Origin of the sequence: Nocardia alni, assembly GCF_019038435.1 — a bacterium.
GTDB lineage: Bacteria > Actinomycetota > Actinomycetes > Mycobacteriales > Mycobacteriaceae > Nocardia > Nocardia alni.
Genome location: NZ_JAGPOX010000047.1, coordinates 1 through 22883 on the forward strand (window position 1 = coordinate 1; position 22883 = coordinate 22883).

19 protein-coding genes are annotated in these 22883 nt (G+C 67.1%); 14 read left to right on the forward strand and 5 right to left on the reverse strand.

The annotated features are described in order from the left end of the window. The 10 genes from JZ791_RS19255 to JZ791_RS19300 form a co-directional block, all read left to right on the forward strand. Positions 1–304, forward strand: a 304-nt coding sequence (locus JZ791_RS19255) for a hypothetical protein (RefSeq protein ID WP_216896542.1), incomplete at its 5' end; no start/stop codon positions are given. Between the two features lie 322 nt (positions 305–626). After that, positions 627–1757 (forward strand): DNA polymerase III subunit beta family protein, encoded by a 1131-nt coding sequence (locus JZ791_RS19260; protein WP_216896543.1) that lies wholly within the window; start codon positions 627–629, stop codon positions 1755–1757. A 567-nt stretch (positions 1758–2324) separates the two neighbouring features. After that, a complete protein-coding gene (locus JZ791_RS19265; protein ID WP_216896544.1) occupies positions 2325–2822 on the forward strand; it encodes a polyketide cyclase in 498 nt (165 codons plus the stop codon). Between the two features lie 131 nt (positions 2823–2953). Beyond that, positions 2954–4282, forward strand: a complete 1329-nt coding sequence (locus JZ791_RS19270; protein WP_254205962.1) for an SAM-dependent methyltransferase — start codon at positions 2954–2956, stop codon at positions 4280–4282. Between the two features lie 1428 nt (positions 4283–5710). Further along, positions 5711–6646 (forward strand): alpha/beta fold hydrolase, encoded by a 936-nt coding sequence (locus JZ791_RS19275; protein WP_216896545.1) that lies wholly within the window; start codon positions 5711–5713, stop codon positions 6644–6646. A 112-nt stretch (positions 6647–6758) separates the two neighbouring features. Then, a complete protein-coding gene (locus tag JZ791_RS19280; RefSeq protein WP_216896546.1) occupies positions 6759–7979 on the forward strand; it encodes an acyl-CoA dehydrogenase family protein in 1221 nt (406 codons plus the stop codon). A gap of 952 nt (positions 7980–8931) precedes the next feature. After that, positions 8932–9966 (forward strand): phosphotransferase family protein, encoded by a 1035-nt coding sequence (locus JZ791_RS19285; protein ID WP_438804539.1) that lies wholly within the window; start codon positions 8932–8934, stop codon positions 9964–9966. 22 nt (positions 9967–9988) lie between these two features. Next, on the forward strand, positions 9989–10648 hold the full coding sequence (locus JZ791_RS19290) for a TetR/AcrR family transcriptional regulator (protein ID WP_308162989.1): 660 nt from the start codon (positions 9989–9991) through the stop codon (positions 10646–10648). Positions 10649–11222: 574 nt separating this feature from the next. Continuing rightward, positions 11223–12059 carry a class I SAM-dependent methyltransferase gene (locus JZ791_RS19295; RefSeq protein WP_254205963.1) on the forward strand — a complete coding sequence of 279 codons (837 nt, stop codon included), beginning with the start codon at positions 11223–11225 and terminating at the stop codon, positions 12057–12059. Positions 12060–12146: 87 nt separating this feature from the next. Beyond that, positions 12147–12593, forward strand: a complete 447-nt coding sequence (locus JZ791_RS19300) for a MarR family winged helix-turn-helix transcriptional regulator (RefSeq protein WP_308162990.1) — start codon at positions 12147–12149, stop codon at positions 12591–12593. A gap of 1089 nt (positions 12594–13682) precedes the next feature. On the opposite strand, the gene JZ791_RS19305 is transcribed toward JZ791_RS19300, so the two are convergent. Next, positions 13683–14954 (reverse strand): MFS transporter, encoded by a 1272-nt coding sequence (locus tag JZ791_RS19305; protein WP_308162991.1) that lies wholly within the window; start codon positions 14952–14954, stop codon positions 13683–13685. Between the two features lie 341 nt (positions 14955–15295). Between JZ791_RS19305 and JZ791_RS19310 the strand changes: the two genes are divergently transcribed. Continuing rightward, positions 15296–16159, forward strand: coding sequence for a LysR family transcriptional regulator (locus JZ791_RS19310; RefSeq protein ID WP_216896549.1), 864 nt, complete (start codon positions 15296–15298; stop codon positions 16157–16159). Between the two features lie 288 nt (positions 16160–16447). Here JZ791_RS19310 and JZ791_RS19315 read toward each other — a convergent pair whose 3' ends face one another. Beyond that, complete coding sequence (locus JZ791_RS19315; protein ID WP_254205964.1) at positions 16448–17320, reverse strand: sigma-70 family RNA polymerase sigma factor; 873 nt, start codon at positions 17318–17320, stop codon at positions 16448–16450. Positions 17321–17681: 361 nt separating this feature from the next. Here JZ791_RS19315 and JZ791_RS19320 point away from each other — a divergent pair, with 361 nt between their 5' ends. Together JZ791_RS19320 and JZ791_RS19325 are read left to right on the forward strand one after the other, a co-directional pair. Further along, complete coding sequence (locus JZ791_RS19320) at positions 17682–18137, forward strand: DoxX family protein (RefSeq protein ID WP_216896550.1); 456 nt, start codon at positions 17682–17684, stop codon at positions 18135–18137. 283 nt (positions 18138–18420) lie between these two features. Further along, positions 18421–19110 carry a PASTA domain-containing protein gene (locus JZ791_RS19325; protein ID WP_216896551.1) on the forward strand — a complete coding sequence of 230 codons (690 nt, stop codon included), beginning with the start codon at positions 18421–18423 and terminating at the stop codon, positions 19108–19110. Between the two features lie 6 nt (positions 19111–19116). Here JZ791_RS19325 and JZ791_RS19330 read toward each other — a convergent pair whose 3' ends face one another. Beyond that, positions 19117–19449 (reverse strand): hypothetical protein, encoded by a 333-nt coding sequence (locus JZ791_RS19330; protein ID WP_216896552.1) that lies wholly within the window; start codon positions 19447–19449, stop codon positions 19117–19119. 515 nt (positions 19450–19964) lie between these two features. Here JZ791_RS19330 and JZ791_RS19335 point away from each other — a divergent pair. Further along, positions 19965–20669, forward strand: coding sequence for a serine hydrolase (locus tag JZ791_RS19335; protein ID WP_216896553.1), 705 nt, complete (start codon positions 19965–19967; stop codon positions 20667–20669). Here JZ791_RS19335 and JZ791_RS19340 read toward each other — a convergent pair. Further along, positions 20632–21552 (reverse strand): PaaX family transcriptional regulator, encoded by a 921-nt coding sequence (locus JZ791_RS19340; RefSeq protein WP_216896554.1) that lies wholly within the window; start codon positions 21550–21552, stop codon positions 20632–20634. The genes JZ791_RS19335 and JZ791_RS19340 overlap by 38 nt on opposite strands. Beyond that, positions 21545–22816 carry a kynureninase gene (locus JZ791_RS19345; protein ID WP_216896555.1) on the reverse strand — a complete coding sequence of 424 codons (1272 nt, stop codon included), beginning with the start codon at positions 22814–22816 and terminating at the stop codon, positions 21545–21547. The genes JZ791_RS19340 and JZ791_RS19345 overlap by 8 nt, the downstream gene beginning before the upstream one ends. Positions 22817–22883: the final 67 nt, after the last annotated feature.

The window sequence follows — 22883 nt, forward strand, 5'->3', positions numbered from 1 at the left end:
GACCCACCCCGGCGAAGCCCCGTCGCCGGGGGCACCGGCATGCGCACCCTGCCCAGCGGTCCAGCGTCTTTCCTACTCACCGCCAACCAGGACCACGCGCTCACCGCCAGCCAGGACCACGCGGCAGGCCAAATATCTTCAGCTCACCGGACATTCGGTCACCAGCGCACGCGCGGCGGAAATGGCCTGGATCGCCAAGAGTTTCCCGGCCGCGGAGCCGGACGCCCTCCACCAACCCCACGAGCACGAAGACCTCGAGCAACCGATCACCCGACCGCACCAGCGCCAGACGGCTGTCCACTGAAACCCCTCCTCGAGCAAAGTCATTCACTCGCCTGCACACCGGCACTGTTCGCATGCTGCAACAGAAACACGCGGCAATCCACCACTGGCCCCATCGCCGCCCGACACGCAGCACACAGCCGAACCCCACAGCCGGAGCACCCGCTATATTCTGGCCCTCCGCTGCCCTCCGCGCCGAAACTCCACAGTTATTGCGTCCGCCTAGGGAGTTCCGGCACACAGAGACGCTTCGCTGTTGGGGGTCGAATTCCCCACCGGCCCAGCACTTGCGACCGGGACCAGTGGCTTGACCTTCGGGTTACCCGAGGCTTCAGGATGGACGCATGACGGAATCCGATGAATTCATCACGATCGGGGTACTGGCCCGTACGAGTGGGCTCACCTCGACCGCATTGCGGTTCTACGACGATTGCGGTCTGCTGCCGCCCGCTCGGGTCGACGCTGCCACGGGGTACCGCTACTACTCGCCCGACCAGCGTGAGCGGGCGGTGACGATCCGCCGGTTGCGCGAGATCGGGGTTTCCTTGGAGACCGTCGCGGCGGTGCTCGCGGGCGACGCCGACCGCGCCGGACGGCTGCTCGACGAACACGTGGCGGACCTCGAGCGGCGGGCCGACGCGGCCGCCACGGCGGTGGGGTCGATCAAGTTCGCGCTGCGGGCGGGATCCGATCCGGCGCTCGTGTCGGTCTGCGCCGCGGAGTTGGCCGATGCCATCGATCAGGTTCGGACCGCCGTGGCCCATGACGCCGAAATACCGGTGCTGACAGGGATTTTCATCGAGGCTGACGGCGACTCCGTTGTCCTGACCGCAACCGACCGCTATCGGCTCACGACTCGTACGCTGGCGCCGGAACATTCGGCGACCCATCCCTGGTCGCTGGTCGTGCGAACACCCGATCTGACCGACATCGCAGCACGCCTGCGCGACACAGATCGAGTCTTCATGACGCCGACGGACGACTCGCTCGTACTGAGCACCGCCGAGACGCGGCACGTCTGCCCTGTCATCGACGCACCGTTCCCCGATTACCGCACAATGCTCGGCGCGCTCACCCCACCCGGCACCCGCGTCGTGGTGAGTCGGGACGCCCTGCTCGACATCGTGCAGAACGCCGGCCACGACAACGTGCGCTGCACGATCGCCGCCGACGCCCTCGTGATATCCACCGCGGCCCGTGCGAACGCGGATGCCCACTGCGAAGGCTTCCGGTCCTCCGAGACCTCCGCCGATCCCGCCGGACACCGGATCCCGGCCGTGATCACCGGCTCCGGACTCACCTTGTCCTTCGCCCCCACCACCCTGTCGCCCGCACTCCGCAGCGCACTGGGCCCAGAGATCATGCTCGACATCGCGGGACCTGACCAGCCCGTCGTCATCCGCTCGGCCGCCGCAGGCGACCTAACCACCCTCGCTATGCCCACCAAAACCGAACTCACTGCCGCTCATGCCTGAGACTCACGGCTCACGCCCGAGATCACGGCTCACGCCCCAGACTCACCACTCACACCCGAGATCACGGCTCACGCCCCAGACTCACCACTCACACCCGAGATCACGGCTCACGCCCCAGACTCACCACTCACACCCGAGATCACGGCTCACGCCCCAGACTCACCACTCACACCCCAGACTCACCACTCACACCCCAGACTCACGGCTCACACCCGAGACTCACCACTCACACCCGAGACTCATGGCTCACGCCCCAGACTCACCACTCACGCCCCAGACTTATTCACAGTGCACGGGGCTGAGCGAGGGAGTCCTCGTGGCGATCATTCGACCGACCCGGACCCTCGGAACACCGCAATACAGCGGATTCCGGGCCGTCTCTCGTCCAGCACTCCCCTGGAACATAACGCCGGTTCGTGCCCGTATCCGTAGAAATCGCGAAGGGCCAGTGGCGCATCGAAATCGCCACCCGGCGGGACGCGCCCCCGCTGCGCCACCGAATCCGGCTCCGTGCCGGGAGCCATATGACGAACAAGGCGCGGGCGGGTGTGGAGGACGATGGTTCCCATGATCGCTGACCGCTGGGGCGTGACCGACGACGACATCGCACGTCCCTATCCCTGCGACGAGTTCGTCACCGACCCCGCATTACAGGCGTGGCGAGGCGTCACGGTCGAGGCACCCATCGCAGCGGTGTGGCCATGGGTCGTTCAAGTCCGGCTCGCGCCCTACTCGTACGACTGGATCGACAATCTGGGCCGACGGTCACCCCGCGAGTTGGTGGGGCTGCCCGACCCAGTCGCCGGACAGCACTTCACGACCGCGGGCGGGCGGCGGCTGGGAAAAATCGTATCGGTCGAGCCTGGGAGCCAGATGACCGCCGGCATCATGGGCGCCTACATGTCCTACCTTCTCGTGCCACAGGGTCAGCGCACACGTCTGCTGCTGAAGGTGGTCATGCGAACCAATCGCCTAGTCGCCCTCGGGGTCTCCATCGGCGATCTGATCATGGCTCGACGGCAACTGCTGAACCTGAAGCAGCTCGCCGAGCGAGATCGGCACTGAGTCGCATTTGCCGTGGCAGCGCGCCCGAGGCCGGTGCACCGTGGTCGTAAACCCTGTTCACAATGCGATCCATCGTTACGATTCCGCCGTGTCAACCGCCCATTCGGGTCGATCATGGGCATAGTGGGCGTATGGGATATGTGACGGCAGCCGAGGCCTGTCGACCCCTGGTGAGGGCGCTACTGGGCCCCCGGCCTGGGATCGGATTCGAATTCTGGGATGGCAGCAGGATCGAGGGTCAGGGAGATCATCCCGGCACCCTGCGGGTGAATTCGAAGGACGCGCTGCGCCACATGCTTTGGGCGCCGGGCGAACTCGGATTCGGACGCGCATACGTCTCCGGCACGATCGACGTCGAGGGCGATATCGTGGAAACGGTTCGCGCACTACGATCTACCGCGCCCGAGCAGATGGGCCTCGACCCGCGTTCGGTGTTACGGAGCGGTGAGCTGCTCTGGCGGGCAGTCGATTCGGCGCGACGGGTGGGCGCGTTCGGCCGTCGTCCCCCGCCGCCGCCCGAGGAGGCTCCGCGCCCGCACGGACGGCTGCACACCAGGGGCCGCGACGCGGCGGCGATCAGCCACCACTACGACGTCGGCAACGACTTCTATCGCCTGGTACTCGGCCCGAGCATGACCTACTCCTGCGCGCGGTTCGCCGCCACCGACGACACCGGTCACAGCGCCCCCGACGCCACCCTGCCCCTCGACCAGGCCCAAGCAGCCAAGCACGACCTCATCTGCCGCAAGCTCGGACTGAGCGAACGACCGAATATGCGCCTGCTCGACGTCGGCTGCGGCTGGGGATCCATGGCGATCCACGCGGCCGCCACCTACGGCGCGCAGGTCGTCGGCGTCACCATCAGCAAGGCCCAAGCCGAACTCGCCCGCAAGCGAGTCGCCGCGGCGGGTGTGTCCGACAGCGTGGAGATCAGGCTCGCCGACTACCGCGAACTGCGGGGCGAGCAGTTCGACGCGATCTCCTCGATCGGCATGTTCGAACACGTCGGTACCAAGCGCGCCGGTGAGTATTTCCGGACACTGCACGACCTGCTCCGGCCGCACGGGCGGCTGCTGAATCACGCGATCTCCTCGATCGGCGGGTCGGCGATGAACGGATGGTCGTTCGTCGGGCGTTACGTCTTCCCGGACGGTGAGCTCATCGACGCCGGCGAGGTCGTCCTGGCGATGGAACGCGCCGGATTCGAGGTCCGCGACGTCGAATCGCTGCGCGAGCATTACGCACTGACCCTGCGCCGCTGGGTCACCAACCTGGAGAACGACTGGTCCAGGGCGGTCGACCTCTCGAGTGTGGGACGCGCCAGAGTGTGGCGGCTGTACATGGCCGCCTCGGCTGCCGGATTCGAGGACGGCGGACTGGGATTGCACCAGGTCCTGGGCGTAGTACCGGACGCCCAGGGACACGCCGAGATACCGGCGACCAGGCGTGCCTGGGGCTGAGCAGCTGCGCACAAAGCAGGCGTGCTTGGGCTGAGCAGCAGCACACAAAGAGTTGGCGATCAAGTCCTGGATAATGAAAAGCGCATCTGAGACTCCTCACCACGCGAGGGCGGACCAGGAATACGCACACGATCGCCTCAGCGGCTGGATCCGCGGAGACGAGCTGAGGGCTGTTCCAAGGCATGGCCAAGACCCGAGCAGCCTCACCGGCGTCGGAGAATTCCGACTACACGTCCTCCGCCGCCGACTAAGCCGCATCAACGCCGGTCCCGGCCACGTCGTCACGTCGAATACGGCGCATGCCCTACTCGGTGTCGCCGACACTTGCTTGTCAACAGAACGCGTGTGGATCATCTGACGGCCGTGTGTTCGAGCGCGGTGGTCGTTTTTCACGTGCTGCCGACATCGCTGGCCCGGTTTGGGCAAGAGAGACCGTCGGTGCCGTCCCCACACAGCCCGGTGAGCGACGCCAGGATTCGCCGACCTCGACGCCCGATCCAACATCCTCCCGGCTCCAACGCCCTCCCGGCAACCAGCCGGACCGGAGCCTGAACCTGGTGTCTCGCGACAACCGAATTGCCGCCGGTAAACACCCCACTCCACCTACTGTCTGGATCACGGCGCTGACCGCGCCGAGCTGATCTACGCCTACAGACGGCAGACGGATTGAGGCCCGCGCGCTCGGTAGTCTCGCGACAACCGAATTGCCCCGGTAAACACCCGGCTCCACCGGCCGTCTGGACCACGGTGCCGACCACCCCGAACCGACCCACACCCACAGATGACAACCGGATTGAGCCCGCGCTCGACACCCCACTCCACCGGCCATCTCGATCACGGTGCCGACCACCCCGAACCGACCCACACCCACAGATGACAACAGGATTGAGCCCGCGCTCGACACCCCACTCCACCGGCCATCTCGATCACGGTGCCGACCACACCGAACCGACCCACACCCACAAATGACAACCGGATTGAGCCCGCGCTCGACACCCCACTCCACCGGCCGTCTGGACCGCGGTGCCGACCACGCCGAGCCGACCTACACCTAACCGACTGCAGGCGAATTGAGGCCCGCGCTCGGTAGCCTTCCGACAACCGAATTGCCCTGGTGAACACCCCGCTCCACCTGTCGTCTGGGCCGCGCGCCCGATCACGCCGAACCGACCTACGCCTACCGACGATCACAGGCTCCTTTCTGTCGCCTCGGTACAGGGCCGTTTCGAGCCGCCGCCTGACACGCTCACACCCGCTGCGTATTTGCGAATCTAAAGCCTCTGTACACCAGCGCTTTACGAGCTGTAATTGAATCCGACGTCAAGTTTGCCTACGGTCACGAGTAGGATTACGGTCCGTACCTATACCGGCGATTCACGCGATGAGCGAGGTCGGCCGGACAGCCAGGGAAAACACGCGAGGTGGGCAGTGGATACACATAACCTGGTGGACGATTGGGAGCGGCTCGGCCGCCGACAGGTCCAGGCGAACGGCATATCTCTGCGCGTGGTCGATCACGGCGAGGGGCCGCCGGTGGTGTTCTGCCACGGATTCCCCGAGCTCGGTTTCTCCTGGCGGCATCAGGTGTTCGCACTCGCGGCGGCCGGATTCCGCACACTGACCCCGGATATGCGCGGCTACGGTGGCAGTTCACGGCCGGAGCGGATCCAGGACTACAGCATGGACACGCTGTGCGGGGACATGGTCGGCCTGCTCGACGACGCCGGTCTCGACGACGCGATCTTCATCGGGCACGACTGGGGCGCGTCGGTGGTCTGGCAGCTCGCCCTGCGCCACCCCGACCGGGTGCGCGCGGTGGCGGGCCTGAGCGTGCCGATCGCGCCGCGCCCCAAGGGCCCGCCGATCCAGATCCTGCGCCGGCGCCTGGGCGACGAGTTCTACATGTGCTGGTTCCAGCAGCCGGGTGTCGCCGACGCCGTGCTGGCGGCCGACGTGCGGCACACCCTACTGCGCGACGACGTGATCACCGTCGACGATCTGCGCGCCGACGGCACGGATCAGTCCCCGCCGCCATGGCTGTCCGAGGCCGAGTTGGGTTACTACGTCGAGGCTTTCACCGAGACAGGTTTCACCGGAGGCCTCAATTACTATCGCAACGTCGACCGCGACTGGGAGCTGTCGGAGCACCTCGGGGGAGCGCAGATCACCTGCCCAGCGCTGTTCATCGCGGGCGCGGACGACGCCGTCATCCGTTTCAGCCCTACCGACAAGATGGCAGCCGTACTCACCGACCTGCGCGACACTGTATTGCTGGAAGGCGCCGGCCACTGGATCCAGCAGGAACGTCCCGCAGAGGTCAACGCCGCACTGCTCGGCTTCTGCGACGCAGTGAGCGGACGATGATGGCTGTGTCCCAGGTAAGCACGCCGAGCCGGCCGGTCGATTGGTTGCAGCAGCGTATGTACTGATCCATCCGCCCTCAGATTTCTATCTGCCCGACTACACAGGAGATCCCGTGGACCTGTTCAGTAATTCAGCCCGCGCTCAGGGGTATATCAAAGACCTCACCGCCTTCATGGACGAATGCGTTTACCCGGCCGAGTCCGTCTACGCCGAGCAGATGCGCGCGGCCGGGGATCCCCACCACCATCCGCAGATCCTGGAGGACCTCAAGGCGCAGGCCCACACCCGCGGACTGTGGAATCTGTTCCACCCCCACCCCGAATGGGGCCCGGGCCTGACCAATCTCGAATACGCGCCGCTGGCCGAGATCATGGGCCGCAGCCCCGCGCTGGCCCCCGAAGCGTGCAACTGCTCGGCCCCCGATACCGGCAACATGGAGGTGCTGACCCTGTTCGGCACCGAGGAGCACAAGCAGCGCTGGCTGGAACCGTTGCTGGCGGGCACCATTCGCTCGGCCTTCGCGATGACCGAACCGGCTGTGGCGAGTTCGGACGCCACCAATATCGAGATGAGCATGCGGCGCGAGGGCGACGAGTACGTCCTGAACGGCCGAAAATGGTTCGCCTCCAACGCATTGCACCGCAACTGCAAGGTTCTGATCGTGATGGGCAAGACCGATCCGACCGCGCCGCCGCATCGCCAGCAGTCGATGATGGTGGTCCCGATCGACGCACCCGGCGTGACGGTGGTGCGCAACCTGCCGGTGTTCGGCTATTCCGACCGCGAGGGCCACGCCGAGATCACCTTCGACAACGTGCGGGTGCCCACCACCGACGTACTCGCCGGCGAGGGTGAGGGTTTCGCGATCAGTCAGGCCCGTCTGGGCCCTGGCCGCATCCACCACTGCATGCGGGCGATCGGTATGGCCGAGCGGGCGCTGGAATTGCTGTGCCGCCGAGCCGAATCCCGCACCACCTTCGGTAGCAAGCTCAGCGAGCGGGCCAATATCCAGGACTGGATCGCCGAGGCGCGCATCGAAATCGAGCAGACCCGCCTGCTCACGCTCAAGGCCGCGTGGATGATGGACACCGTGGGCAACAAGCAGGCGCGCGTGGAGATCGCCGCGATCAAGGTCGCCGCACCGAACATGGCGCTGAAGATCGTCGACCGCGCGATCCAGTTGCACGGCGCGGGCGGCGTCACCGAGGACTTCCCCCTGGCCAGCTTCTGGGCCCACCTGCGCACCCTGCGGCTGGCCGACGGCCCGGACGAGGTGCACAAGCGCAGCATCGCCCGCGCGGAACTGGGCAAGTACCGCGAGCGCAGACACTGAGCCTGAGTCGTGTCCGGGCCGCACGAGGTCGGGTGAGTGGATTCCCCAGGTCGGCCTTGCCGGTGCGGGGGCCGGTCGGCCACGAAAACGATGGCTTCGCCGGTCCGGCCAGAAGACGGCATGGCGGTGTCGCCGGGCGAATCGACTGGCACACGCGCCGCGGGCGTGGTGGGTGCGATTGCTGCGCGGAATGTGCCGGTCTACCTGGACATCGCCGAGACGATGCCCGCGTTGATGGCCGGTAACACCGCGCACAAACGCAGCCCGATTCGCCCATCCCGGTGCACTCGCCTCCATCAGGGCGCGGCGCCCCCGGCAGGACAGGCCCGCCGGGTGACGGACGAATCGACCGCGACCGGCACTGTCGGCAAACCGGGTAGCCTACGGTCACGGGACCACCCGCTGCCATCGCGAATCGGCACGACGGGAGAACCACACAAGACAGCGAAGGTCAAACCCGGCCCGATGGCGTCGAGTTCCGCCCGGCCACGACAGACAAGAGGTGCACAACCGGCGCGCCAACAGCCACGCCTACGGCAGGTGCACCGCCACAATAGAATTCGCGCATTGCTGAGCAATCAACAACTGCACGGGCGGTGAATCGAATGAGACAGGCACAGCATCCGCCGACCGCAGCGCGACCTACAAGCACATCCGGCACGACGGGAGAACCCATATGACGAGCGAACCGGCCACCTCGGACGAGGCGCGCACGGTCGGCGAGCCGGGCGTAACCGGTCCGGCGAATACATCCGGTGAACCCGCAGGGCCGCAAACCGCAGCAGCGCAGCAGGATTCTCCCACTGTCGTACCTCCGACCGACGATCGCGGGACGCTCGAGGTGGACGAGGCACGCACGGTCGACTCCCCCGGCTCAACCCGTCCGGCGAATACCCCTGCCGAACCCGCAGGAGCACAAATCACAGCAGCACAGCAGGATTCTCCCACTGTCGTGCGTCCCACCGGTGATCGCGGGACATTCGAGGTGGATGACCACGCGGTGGGCGGCTGGCTCGAATCGGTGAGCCTGAAGTACCAGCTTCCGTTGCGCGCCACCAGAGTGGGATTCGGGCAGTCGAATCTGACCTTCCAGGTCACCGATGCCGAGGACCACCGATGGGTGCTGCGGCGGCCGCCGCTCGGGCGGCTACTCGCCTCGGCGCACGATGTCGCGCGGGAGGCGCGGATCCTGACCGCCCTTGCGGGAACGGCGGTTCCGGTTCCCCGTGTCTACGGTGTGTTCGCCGATGGCGAGGTGCCGATGGTGCTCATGGAGTACGTCGACGGTTTGGTCATCGACAGTATGGAGATCGCCGAATCCCTTGCGCCCGAACACCGGCGGGCGATCGGAGTGGCTCTGCCGCGCACGCTGGCCGAGATTCACGCGGTCGATCTCGACGCGGCCGGCCTGATCGATCTGGCCAGTCACAAACCGTATGCGGGCCGTCAGCTGGCGCGGTGGTCGCGGCAGTGGGAGCAGTCCCGCACGCGCGAACACCCACAGCTGGACAGGCTCACCGAACGGCTGCGCGCCGCGGTGCCCGAACAGCACGAGATAGCGCTGGTGCACGGCGATTTCCATATCCGCAACGTGATAACCGCCCCGGCGACCGGCGCCATCGACGCCGTACTGGACTGGGAGCTGTGTACCCTCGGCGACCCGCTCGCCGATATCGGCAGCCTGCTGGCGTACTGGCCGGAACCGGGCGAGGCGGGCATCGGAAATTTCGCGATGTGCACCCTGCCCGGCTTCCCCTCGCGCGCCGAGATCGCCGCGGAATATCTCGCCGCCACCGGCAGAGACCCTGCGGCACTGAGCTTCTGGCACGCCCTGGGTCTGTGGAAGGTCGCGATCATCGCCGAGGGCGTGCTGCGCCGTGCCCTGGACGACCCCCGCAACCGCGCCGCCGCGGGCACGCCGACCATCGAACACATCGACGCCGTGGTGGACAACGCCGACCGCGTGGCCACCGAGGCGGGGTTCTGAAATGGCCGGCGGGTGATTCGGCATGACACAGGGTGAAACCGCAGCCGGGCAAGACGATTCGCCACGCCCTGCCCCGCGCACGCGCCGTGGCATGCGCACCCGCGCGGCACTGATCACTGCCGCGCGGGAGGTCTTCGAGCGCGACGGCTACCTCGACGCGAAGATCTCCGATATCTCCCGCGCCGCGGGCCTGGCCTCGGGCTCGTTCTACACCTATTTCGACAATAAAGACCAGGTCTTCGCCGCCGTGGTCGCGCAGGTGCAGGAGGAGATGCTGCATCCGCATATCCGCCAACGCATCGGCATCACCGATCCGAGCGCGCTGATCGAGGCCGCCAACCGCGAATATCTGATGTCCTACAAGCGCAATGCGCGCCTCATGGCGGTCTTCGAACAGGTCGCGCAGATCGACGAGAACTTCCGGACGTTGCGGATCGAACGCGGTCGTGCCTTCGCCCAGCGCAATGCCCGCATGATCCGCACCCTGCAACGCTCGGGCCTGGCCAGCGCCGATCTGGACCCGATGATCACCGCCCACGCCCTGTCGGGCATGGTGAGCCGGATGGCCTACCTGGTCTTCGTGCTGGACCAGCGAATCCCGTTCGAGAAGCTGGTCGCCACCGTCACCCAGCTGTGGGTGAACGCGCTGCAGATCCCCCCGGGCGCGAGCACGCCGGACTAGTGTGGTCGGCGGTTGTCGGCTTGCCTGGCGACGCCGCCTACGGTTGGTGCCGACAGCATCAATCAGGTGTAACAGCATCGGCTCGGGTGCCGCCGCACCGGCTCGGGCGCGACAACATCAGCCCGCGTACCACCACATCGACTCGAGCGCGACAACATCAGCCCGCGTACCACCACATCGACTCGAGCGCGACAACATCAGCCCGCGTACCACCACATCGACTCGAGCGCGACAACATCAGTTCGAGTACCACCCCACATCAACTCAGAGCCTGACAGCATCGGCTCACGTACCACCCGCATCGACTCAGGCCGCGTCAGCATCGGCTCGGGTGCCGCCGCATCGGCTCGAGTGCCACCACATCGGCTCAGGGCCTGACAGCACCCGCTCACGTACCACCACATCAGCTCAGGGCGCGACAGCATCAGCTCGCGTATCACCGCCGGGCCGAGGGCGGCCAGGCTGATTCCGGTGACATGCCCTACCAGTCCGATGGTCGGACACAAGGGGCTGCGTACACCCTCGCACTCCTACTCCAGCCGAACAGCACAACGCAGCGAAGTAGTGTGGGCGCATGCAAATCGGGGAACCGAGTAAGACCGCCTTTGCGGTGGCGTGGGCCCGCGCGGACCATCAGAGCGACGAGCCGCGGATCTTCACCGATCCCCTGGCCGCGCGGATCGTCGGGCCGGTCAGCACGCGCAGCAGCCAATTCGAACGCGCTCTGGATCCGGATCTGGTGCGGCGACGGCGGATGTTCATCGCCGGGCGCAGCCGTTTCGCCGACGACGTCACCGCAGCCGCGGTCGCCGCCGGGACCACGCAGGTGGTCTTGCTCGGCGCGGGCCTGGACACCTCCGCATACCGCAATCCGCATACCGACGTGCACTTCTTCGAGGTCGATCACCCCGCGACGCAGGAGTGGAAGCGCCGGCAGCTGGCCGAGACGGGGATCACCATCGCGCAGACGGTGCACTTCGCGCCGGTCGACTTCGAACGGTCCACCCTGGCGGCGGGACTGGCCGAGGCCGGTTTCGACCGCACCCGCAGCGCGGTGTTCGTCATGCTCGGCGTCGTGGTGTACCTGAGCGCGCAATCGGTCACCGATACGCTGAGTTACATTGCCGGACAGGGCGGTACGGCCGAGGTGGTGTTCGACTACGCGGAGCCGCCGACGCATCGGTGGCAAGATTCCGAGCGCGCGAAACGGGTTGCCGCGGCGGGTGAACCGTTCCAAACCTTCCGCACGGCCGAGCAGTTCCGCGACGAGCTGACCGCCCTCGGCTTCACCAAGATCGAGGACCACCCGGCTGTCGAGCTCCTGGGCTCCTACACCGGCCAGCGGGACCCTGGCGGTCCCGGTGTGCACATGATTCAGGGCGGCCATTTGATGCACGCCGCCACCGCGTAAATGCACTCCGAGGCTTCACCTATGCGAGAGAACGGCTCATCCGAGCAAGCACACTCGTCGGGTCGGACAGGAGACGGAAGGACCGCAGTGGGTAATCCCAAGACCACCACGCTGCTCGAGTTCGAGACGATGCTGCTCGGCCGGTACAGCCTGTCCTCGGCCCGCACCGGCCATCTGGATCGCAGCGCGTACACCCTCCTGAGTCGCCTGCACATGGGGGGCCCGATGTCGATCAGCCAGCTGAGCGAGGCGCTGGGCCTGGACACCTCGACGGTGAACCGGCAGACCGCCGCGATGCGACGCGCGGGCCTCCTGGACCGCATCCCCGATCCCGACGGCGGCATAGCCCGCAAGTTCCAGATCAGCGCCGAGGGCACCCGCCAGCTCGAGGCCCACCGCGCGGACTCGGTCCAGCACCTCGACGTGATCCTGGCGGACTGGTCTCCCGAGGATCTGAGCGCCCTGGTCGGGTATCTCGAGCGATTCAACACAGACATCGAGCGTTACCACGGTCGCCCCTGGCCGAGGGAGTAGAGCGCCCCAGCCGGTGGTCGCGGCCAGTCTGTGGCCGGAAATGTCACTGCCCCCCGCCAACCAGTGCTGCCGCCACGCCGTACACAGGGGCTCGCGCAGCTGACCTCTGCGTTCAACCCGCCCAGACCGGCGGGCTTTGCGCGCCACGCCGTACACAGCGCTCGCTCAGCCCACGCCTGCCCAGACCGGCGGGCTTTGCCACCAGCCGGGCCTCCCCTCGGCACCGCCCCCTCAGTCCGGCGTATTCGACATCATCACGCTCACCGGAATGTGCCCGGCAGACACAGCGCGCAGGCGAGCGGCGTGCCCCCGGTTCGCACGGCCGAAACATCCGCCGACAGGACTCAGACCATACTGCGCAATCAGCGGGCTTCCCCTGACCGCTCGGTCCCGTTGGTCCGGTGTATTCGCCGTCGTCACGCCCGCCGGAATGTGCCCGCGAACAAGCACACTGCCGAGCAGCGTATCCGCCATGCAGGTCGTATATAGCGGGCTCGCTCAGCCCACACTGCATCCAACCGCCCGAACCGGCGGGCTTTACCACCGGCACCAGCCGGGCCTCCCCTCGGCACCCCCCTCGCAGTCCGGCGTATTCGACGTCGTCGTGCTCACCGGATGTGCCCGGCAGACACAACACACCGCCGAGCAGCGTGCCCACCATACGGTTCGTACGGCCGAAACATCCGCCGACAGGACTCAGACCATACCGCGCAATCAGCGGGCTTCCCCTGACCGCTCGGTGCCCGTTAGTCCGGCGTATTCGCCGTCGTCACGCTCACCGGAATGTGCCCGGCAGACACAACACACCGCCGAGCAGCGTGCCCACCATACGGTTCGAATGGCCGAAACAGCTCGCCGCATCCGACAACAGGACTCATGTCGGACCGCAGCAAACAGCCGGACTTCCCCTGGCACCCGCTAGTCCGGCGTATTCGTCATCGTCGCGCCCGCCGGAATGTACCCCGCAGACGTAGCACGCCGTCGCGCAGCGTGGCCGTCATGCGGTTCGTACGGCCGAAACATCCCGCCGACAGGACTCAGGCATACCGCGGCAAAACAGCCAGGCTTTCCCCTGGCGCTCGGTACCCGTTAGTCCGGTGTATCGGCCGTCGTCGCACCGGACGGAATGTGCCTCGAAAACACAGCCCACAGCACACAGCCGAGAATTGTTGCCGCTACGCCGATTTCGCAGACCAGCGCCCAGCCGCCGGATTCGTAGGCCGCGCCGGCGGTGACCGATCCGGCGACGCCGCCGAGGAAATAGCTCACCATGTACGCCGTGGTCAGGCGGCTGCGGGCGGCCGGGTCGAGGGCGTAGATCGCGCTCTGGTTCGACAGCTGGACGCCCTGGATGCCGAAGTCGAAGACCAGCAGCGCCACGATCAGGGCCACGATCGAATACCCGCCCCAGGCCAGCAGGCCCCAGCTGGCGAGCAGGACCACCCACATGAGCGTCGTCACCACGCGCAGGTGCCCGCGGTCGGCGAATCTACCCACCACGGGCGCGCCCAGCGCCCCCGCCACACCGGCGATGCCGAACAGGCCGATCACGAACTGCGAGTAGTGGAACGAACTGCCGTGCGCACCGGCGAGCAGGAAGGCCAGTGACGTCCACACCATCGAGAAGCAGGCCATGCCGATGAAGCCCAGCGCCATGCGGTGGCGCAGTGCCGGATGCGTGCGGATCAGCGTGAGGATCGATACGAGCACCTCGCGGTACCGTTCCCCCGCCGCGGGCCGCCCGGTGACCGGCGTGAGCAGGTAAACGCTCGCCGACATCACCAACTGGAGCGCGGCCGCGACCACCAGCACCGTGCGCCACCCACTGAACTGCGCGATCACCCCCGACAGCACCCGCGAGGACAGAATCCCCAGCAGCAGCCCGCTCATCACGGTTCCGACGATCTGCCCGCGCCGCTCCGGTTCCGCCAGTGCGGCCGCCCACGGAATCACCACCTGCGCCGCCGAGGCGGTGATGCCGGTCACGAACATGCCGATCAACAGGATCGGGAAGTTCGGCGCCGCCGCCGACAACCCCAGCGCCACCACCGACGCCGCCAGCAGCGCCGGGACCATCCGGCGGCGCTCGAGGAAGTCACCCAGCGGCACCAGCAGCGCCAGCCCCGCAACGTAACCCACCTGCGACGCGCTCACCAGCAGTGCCGCGGTCGCCGTCGAGATCCGCAGCCCACCGGCCACTTCGTGCAGCAGCGGTTGCAGATAGTAGAGCCCGCCGACAGAGGACCCCGCGGTCACGGCGAAGACGAATACCAGCAGCCGAGTGAGCCGGGCCGAAGCCGGGTTCGGGCCGGGATTCGCCGAGCCGGAGTTGGTGGAGGTCGAGGTGGTAGAAACACTCACGATCACCATCATCCGCTAACCGGCTAATCAATAATAGCGATGAATTTCGATGGCCCCAGCAGCGAAATAGATAGGCCGGGCCGCCGAGCGGAGCCAGCCCACATCACAGGCAGTGATCCGAGAGTTCGACGATGCTCGTGCGGTCGACACGCGGGAAGGTCGACGCAAGGCCATTTGGCAAGATCGGGCCGACGCAAGGTAGGAGTTCGTCCAGATGGGCACCGCCGACGTGCCGGTCGAGACACTCGCTCCTGCATAGGCTTGCCCACCAAATCGATCAACAATGTAGATGGATATCGCGATGCCCATCAATCACACTGTTGGATTGTTAGGCTCTGCCGATGGAGCTTCGTCAGATCGAATGCTTTCTGGCTTGCCGTGAACTCGGGTCCTTCACCGCCGCGGCCCGCAGGCTAAATCTGGTGCAGTCCGCGGTGTCCACGAGCGTGGCCAAGCTCGAACGCGAACTCGGCACCCGCCTGTTCGACCGCACGCCCCGCGCCCTGGAGCTCACCGAGGCGGGACGGGCCATCGTGGAACCGGCACGGTCGATGCTGCACGCCCGCCGCGCCGTGGTCGACGCGATCGACGCCGCGCGCGGCGAGGTCCGCGGCGAGGTGGTGATCGGCAACCTGATGAATATCCGCTCGCTGGACCTGGCGAGCATGATCGCCGATCTGCACCGCCGCTATCCGGCACTGACTCTTCAGATGCGCCAGAGCATTTCGGGCGTCTCCGGCAATATCGCCGGACTGCTGGACGGCACCCTCGACATCGCACTGCTGGCCGGACAGGACTCCGAGATCGAGGGTCTGCGACTGTATCCGATCAGCGAGGAGACCGTCGTGCTGTGCATGCCACCGGACCACCCGCTCACGCTCGGCCCGCTCACGCCGGACAGATTGACGGGCGCCCGATTCATCGACTATCCCCCTGGCTGGGGCATCCGCCGCATCGCTGACGAGCGATTCCCGTTGCGCCGCCCCGTGATCGAGGTCGCCGATCAGGAATTCGCACTCGAGTTGGCCGCCAAGGATTTCGGCATCGCCTTCGTCCCGCGCTCCCTCGCCCGGCGCTCCCGCACCCTGGTCCAGCTCGACCCCGAAGACGGCCCCATCCCATGGAAGCTGTTCATAGCCCACGACATCCAGCGCACCCCCACCCACGCCGCGCGCACGGTGATCGAAACGCTGTGCGATGCATAGGATTGCGACTCAGGGCATCAGCGCAAGCACTCCGGACAGCGCGGACGATCAGCAACCGAATCGCCCCGCGCCGCCCGGTGGTGTGATGTGCGCCAGGCAATGGATCGACGCATGCCTACGGTGCTATAAGCGGTAGGGACTGCCCTGGCAGCCCACGGCCAACGACACGATCGAGGCAAGCTCAGGGCAAGCTCGGGTGAGCGACCCCGGGGCGGAGACTCACCGACTCGGGCACTCTGGATCGCCGACGACACGATGCAGGCGCGGCCGCCGGCAATCGCCAGCGACTCACTGTCCCAGCGCCGCGAGCACACGTGTTCGGTCCGCCAGCACATCTATCTCGGCGATCCTGCCGCCGGCCACGGTGAACGCCATGATCACCGCGGCCCTGCCGCCCAGGGACACCACCATGCCCGCCGCGCCGTTCACCAGGACCGGGCGCAGTAGAGCGCCGTCGTGCGCGAACAGCGCTGCCTGCTCGGCGGCGGCGCGGGGTCCGGTGATCTCGCGCAGGCCGGCGACTCCGAGATCGCCGCGCAGGACGACGTCCGGGTCCAGCACGCCGACGAGCGCGGCCAGGTCACCGCGGCGGGCGGCGGCGAAGAAGGCGTCCACGACCCGGCGCTGTTCGTGCCGGTCGCAATCGGGAATCGGAGCCGCTCGGACCCGGCGGCGCGCCCGGCGCGCCAGCTGGCGTACCGCCGCCGGGCTGCGGTCCAGGATGGACGCGATCTCGTCGAACGGCACCGTGAAACCGTCGTGCAGCACCACCGCGATCCGTTCGGCGGGTTCCAGGCGGGACAGCACCACCTGCATCGCCAGACCGACCGAATCCCGCACGAGGACTTCGGTTTCCGGCAGTTCCGGTCCGTCGTCGACAACGATCGGGTCGGGCAGCCGAACGCCGACGGGCTCCTCGTGCCGCGCCTGTCGCGCACGTAGCAGATCCAGGCAGGTGTGGGTCAGGGCCGTGGTCAGCCAGCCGCCCGGATTGCGCACGGAATTCTCCGGCGTGTGCCGGATTCGCAGCCACACCTCCTGCAACGCGTCGTCGGTGTCGCTCACCGAACCGAGCATCCGGTAGGCCATCGCTCGCAGCCTGGGGCGGTGGCGCTCGAGCTCGTGGAACAGAAGTCCCTGGTCGGTCACGTGATCGCTCATCGGCAGATCTTTCGGTTCACGCAGATCCTCGGGCTGCATCGTTGCCGGCCGTCCTGAGTCACATTTTCCGGGGCGTATTCGCCATATCAGTGAGCACCCACCACAACTCCATACTGCACCGACACCAACCCAACGGCCCAACGTTGTCTCGATCTCGAGTGTGCTCGCGTCTGTGATCCACGGCGTGTGCGATCTGCTGTGACCCACGGCGTGTGCGATCGGCGGGGATCCATCGCGTGTGCGATCAGCCGGATCGACGGCCCGCGAGACCAGTCGACAGCATGCCAGAGCTCAGCGTCGAGAAGACAGACGGACCGGGGAGAGGCGGTCGCAGTGCCTACCGATCGACAGGAGCCCCGTCATGGCCGTCTTCACCGAATCGCGCACCACCAGCCGCGTGCGCCCGATCCTCTACTGGGTGGCCACCGTATGCATCGCCGCCGAACTCGCCGTCGGCGGGGTATGGGACGTCGCGCGCATCCCCTACGTCCGCGATCTGGTCACGCACCTCGGATATCCTACGTATTTCCTTGTCCTGCTGGGTGTCTGGAAGATATTCGGCGTGGTCGCACTGCTCGTCCCGGGCTGGCCGGCGGTGAAGGAGTGGGCCTACGCGGGCGCGTTCTTCGTCTACACCGGAGCCATCGCCTCCCACCTGACCGCGCACTACGCCCTCGGCGAGGTCGGTGTACTCGCCGCGATGACGGCGTTGACGGTGCTGTCGTGGGCGCTGCGCCCACCGAGCCGGCGCGCAGCCCGCTCTGAGGATGACGCGCCGACGCCACGTCCCGGTGACAGTACCGAGCGAGCACGGTGAGATGCCCTCGGCCTGTACAACTGTGCCCGGCACCGACCCGACTGCTCCGCGTGTATCCGCACCCATGTCCTGGGCGTCACTGTGTCCTGGGCGTCACTGACCGGAGGGTCGTACCGTTTCATCGGGTGGCCCGGCGATCCCCGGAATGCCGCCCAGCGCCGGAAGATCAGTGACATGTTGCACCACAGGCTGTTTCATCTCAGGGTGACCAGCCCGTCATGTTCGCTCAGAGCATGGCATCGAGCCCTGTCTCATCAGGTGCCGTCAGGATATCCTTACGGCTATGAGCACTGCCAAGCCTGGCGAGGACGCATGGAAACGACTGACGGCCAAGCGCCGCGGGTCACGGTCCGGCGAGGACGCACTGTCCGCGCTCGATGACATCGGAGCCGTGCGACGACTGCTGGACCAGTGGGAACTCGACGCGGTACGAGTCGCGCGCGGCGAGGCCAGGTCATGGGCCGAGATCGCCACCTACCTCGGGGTGACCAGGCAGTCGGCATGGGAGCGGTGGCGCGACCTGGATCAGGATGAACCCGCGCCGGTCGGCCACGCGACCGAAAGTGCGCAAGCCCCAGCCGAACTCGCCCGACGGACCACCGACGAGGGCCCCGTTGCCGGGGCCGTGCGAGAGGTTCTGTCCTCCGCGGCCCGCGAACGGCGCAGGCGCTCCACGGTCAAGGTGCCCGCAGTAGTCGGCATGGAGTGGATCAACGCCCGAGACGCGCTGGCGCACAACAACTTGGTGGCCTTCAATGCCGAACCCGACTCGCCCGTACCGGATCCCGGCGACTCCGGATGGATCGTCACCGATCAGAGCCCGGAATCGGGCGCGCGCGTAGCCGCGGGCTCGGCGGTGCGGTTGTGGCTGCGGCGCGATGGCGGCAGCGGCGTACGCGAACCGCGGCAGCCGATGCCCCCGCTGCGGTCGATACCCGAACTGCCCGAACCGAGCGACAGCACCACGGCCTGACGCGGGCTATCTCCTGCGCGCGCCAGAGCGCAGCGACTGCCGATACACACTGGGCGGCACCGTGTTCCGTGCGACACCCAACATGGCCAGCCCGGCGGCCCGGATGAGCGCGTCCAGATCCTCCACCAGCTCGCCGATCTCCGTTCCGGCCTCACGCACCTGTTCGGGTGTGGACTCGGGCCGGTCGAAGACGGCACGCAGGGAATCCATGCGCAGCCCGATATCGAACAGCCGACGGACCAGCCGGTCGCTGGAGTCGACAAATGCGGCCACATCGCCGGTTAGCCGGGAAGCATCGAACAGGTCCATACGTGGCGTATCTAACATTGCCTCCGTCATTCCGAACTCCTGGTCGATGGCGCACTCTCCGATATGGCCCGGTCGGGCCCGCGCGTGCGATACGCAACCCTCTCGCCCACCGGGGCCGTGGCGGTAGAGTCCTACGTCACCCATCCTGGGCAAACGCTCTGACCTGCACTTAGACTAGCGACAAGGAGGGTTGGCAGTTACCTGACATTTCGGTCTCGAGCTGCTCTCAGGTTCAGGCAGAAATGTTAAGTATGCGGATCAAGTTGCAGCAGTCATCGCGACGCGGATGGCTCCAAGTTAGCGTCGGTGCGGTATCAGCACTGGCAATTGCCGCGGGTGTGCTGGCAACACCGCCGGCAAGAGCGGCAACGCATCATCTCGTCGTTGCCGTGCACAATAACACGTCCCCCGCGAAGGCCACGCCCAAGCAGCAGCTTCCTGCGTTACCCCCCTTACCCGCGATACCGGACCTGTCCCTGGGCACCGGATCGGCGGCCATAAACCCTGGCCCCCAACCAGTTTCGCCACAGGCACTGGCTCAGCAGATGCAATCCGCGATCGTAGGGGCCTCGCCCGGCACCCAGGTCGGCATCGACGTCGTCAACACCGCGACCGGAGCACAGCTCGCCGAGCTGAACAGCGGCCAGCAGTTCTACACCGCCTCGGTGGTCAAACTGCTGATCGCCCTGGACGTTCTGAACTCTCAAGGCTGGCAGCCGGATCCGGCGACCACCGGACAGATCCAGCAGATGCTCTCGGCCAGCGACGACGGTATCGCCGACACGCTGTGGGATACCAACGGCGGCAGCGCGATCGTGACCCGCATGGCCGGCCTGATGGGCCTGACCGGCACCACACCGCCGGGCGATTCCGATCAGTGGGGTGAAACACTCACCACCGCAAAGGATGTCGTCACCATCTACCGTTACCTGAACACCTCGGTCCCCGCAGCGGCCCGCACCGTCGTCATGAACGCCCTGGAGGGCGCCCAGCAGATAGCCGCCGACGGGACCGACCAGTTCTTCGGCATTCCCGACGGGCTGTCCGGTGCGGACTGGGCCGTCAAACAGGGCTGGATGTCGTTGGACAGCTCGATCACCATGGACACCACGGGCCTGGTCGGCTCGGGCGCCGGGCGGCCGATGAACGACATCGTGGTCGTGCTGACCTCCCAGCCCGCGGATGTCAGCTGGAACACGGGCGGCAACGCGCTCACCGCGGGAGTCCGTGTGCTGCAAGGGAAGCTGTAAGATCGCCGTCCCGTCGATCGCGCAACCCGCGTACCCAATGGCGGCTCGACGCGAAACAGCTGTCGCGGGCAGCGGCGAGCAGGCCCACGCTGTTCTCACCGGGCCAGTCGGCGGGCAGCATCGAGGGGGGCAGGCCGGGATCGATGTATGGGATGATCCGCCATTCATCCAGCAGCAGTGCGAATTTCACGAACGCCTCGGGTGGTGTGAGCTCACGCGCGCCCCGCAGGGTAGCCCCGTGACGGGCGAGGAATTCGCGGTGCCGAGTGGCGATCTCGTCCAGATCCCACCAGCGGGCCGCCGCGTCGGCGGGTGTGTCCGGGACCGACAGCCCGTCGCATCGGAAGGTCGTCACATACTCCGTAAGCTGGAGCGCGGCAACGATATCACCGATCTCCTCGGTGAGATATCCGGGGGCGATCCATAGTCCGGGCGAGACGGTTCCACAGCCGATCCAACCGAGGCGGCGGCGCAGCTGATGCCGTGCGGCGCGCAGGGATTCGGGGAGAGTGAAGGAGATCAGCCGCCACGGATCGTCGTCGGCCATCCGTCGGAATTCGAAGATCCGGCGGTCGCCGCGGGCGTACATCGCCTCAGCCTGCGCGGTCAACTGGTAGCCGGGTCGTCCGTCGCGGGCCGCCGATTCCAGCACGCCCCGCCGCTTGAGCCGGGTCACCGCGATCCGCGTCGCCTCGGCCGCCACGCCCAGGGGCAGCATCAACTCGACCAGTTCGGCGATCGCCACCCAGCCGCCGAGTTCGTGCCGGTACGCGCCGAGCACGGTGCGGATCAGCGAGGTCGCACTGCCGGGGCGGGAATCGAAGTCATCCAGGATCGCGTGCTGCGCGTTTCCCGGGGCTGTGCTCGCCGCGCGCTCAGGCATCGCGCCCCTGGGATCCAGGTTCGTCGCGGGTCGATTCATCGCGGATTGCCTGAATACCGACCGCGACCTCACCAAAGCTGGTGCTCAGCGGGCTCAGCCCTATCCGTAGCCCGTGCGGCGGTCTGAAGTCCGGGATCACGCCCCGCGCTTGCAGGTTCGTGGTGACCTCGGCGAAGCTCGGATGATCGATGATGATGTGTCCGCCGCGCAGCACAGGATCCCGTGGGGACCCCAGCTCGATTCCAAGGGGTGTCAACAGCTCATCCACCAGTTCCAGCGCGAATTCGGTGAGCCGCATTGACTTTGCCCGCACGGCATCCATGCCCACCTGCTCGATGAGTTCGAGGGTGTCCTGCATCGCGAGCATCCCCAGAATCGGCGGAGTACCGCTGATCACTCGCCGGATCCCCTGTGCCGGTTCGTATCCCTGGGCCATGCCGAACGGATCCGCCCGGCCCATCCAGCCCTCGATCGGCTGGCGGAACCCGTCCAGATGCCTCCGCCCGACGTAGGCGAAGGCTGGCGAGCCCGGACCGCCGTTCAGGTACTTGTAGGTACAGCCCACCGCGAAATCGACTCCCCAGGAGTCGAGTTCGAGCGGCACCGACCCGACCGAATGGCACAGGTCGAGCAGTAGCAGCGCGCCCGCCTCGTGGGTGCGGCGCGCGATTGCCGCCGCGTCCAGCAGATATCCCGAGCGGTAGGCGACGTGGCTGAGCACCACCAGGGCCGTCCGCTCGCCGACCACCTCGGCCAGCTGCTCGAGCTCGACTCCGGCGCGCGGATCCGGCTCGATCCAGCGCACGGTGAGCCCGTGCTCGGCCGCGATCGACTCGAGTACGTAGCGGTCCGTCGGGAAGTTGTCCCGGTCCAGGACGAGCTCGTTTCGCCCGGGCCGCAACGCGATCGCGCCCCGGGCGAGCTTGTACAGCAGCACCGTCGTCGAATCGCCGATCGTGGTCTGGCCCGCCGCGGCGCCCAGCACCGTCGCGGCGAGCCGGTCACCGATCGTGATCGGCAGCTCGAACCACTGCTCGTCCCAGCCCCGGATCAGCCGACCGCCCCACGCCTGCGTCATGAACGCGGTGATCCGCTCGACACTCGCCCGCAACGGACGCCCCAGCGAATTACCGTCCAGATACGCCCGCACCGAAGGATCCTCGGAGCCGACGAACAAATCGCGGTACGCACGCAACGGATCCGCGGCGTCCAAGGCGGCCGCCCGGGCAGTCCAATCCGGCACAGCCCAATCCGACTCGGTCATTCTCCAGCCTCCACTTCCGCAATCGCGGTGTCATCCGGCCGCACCAGCGCCCGGCCTCCGCGTCCCC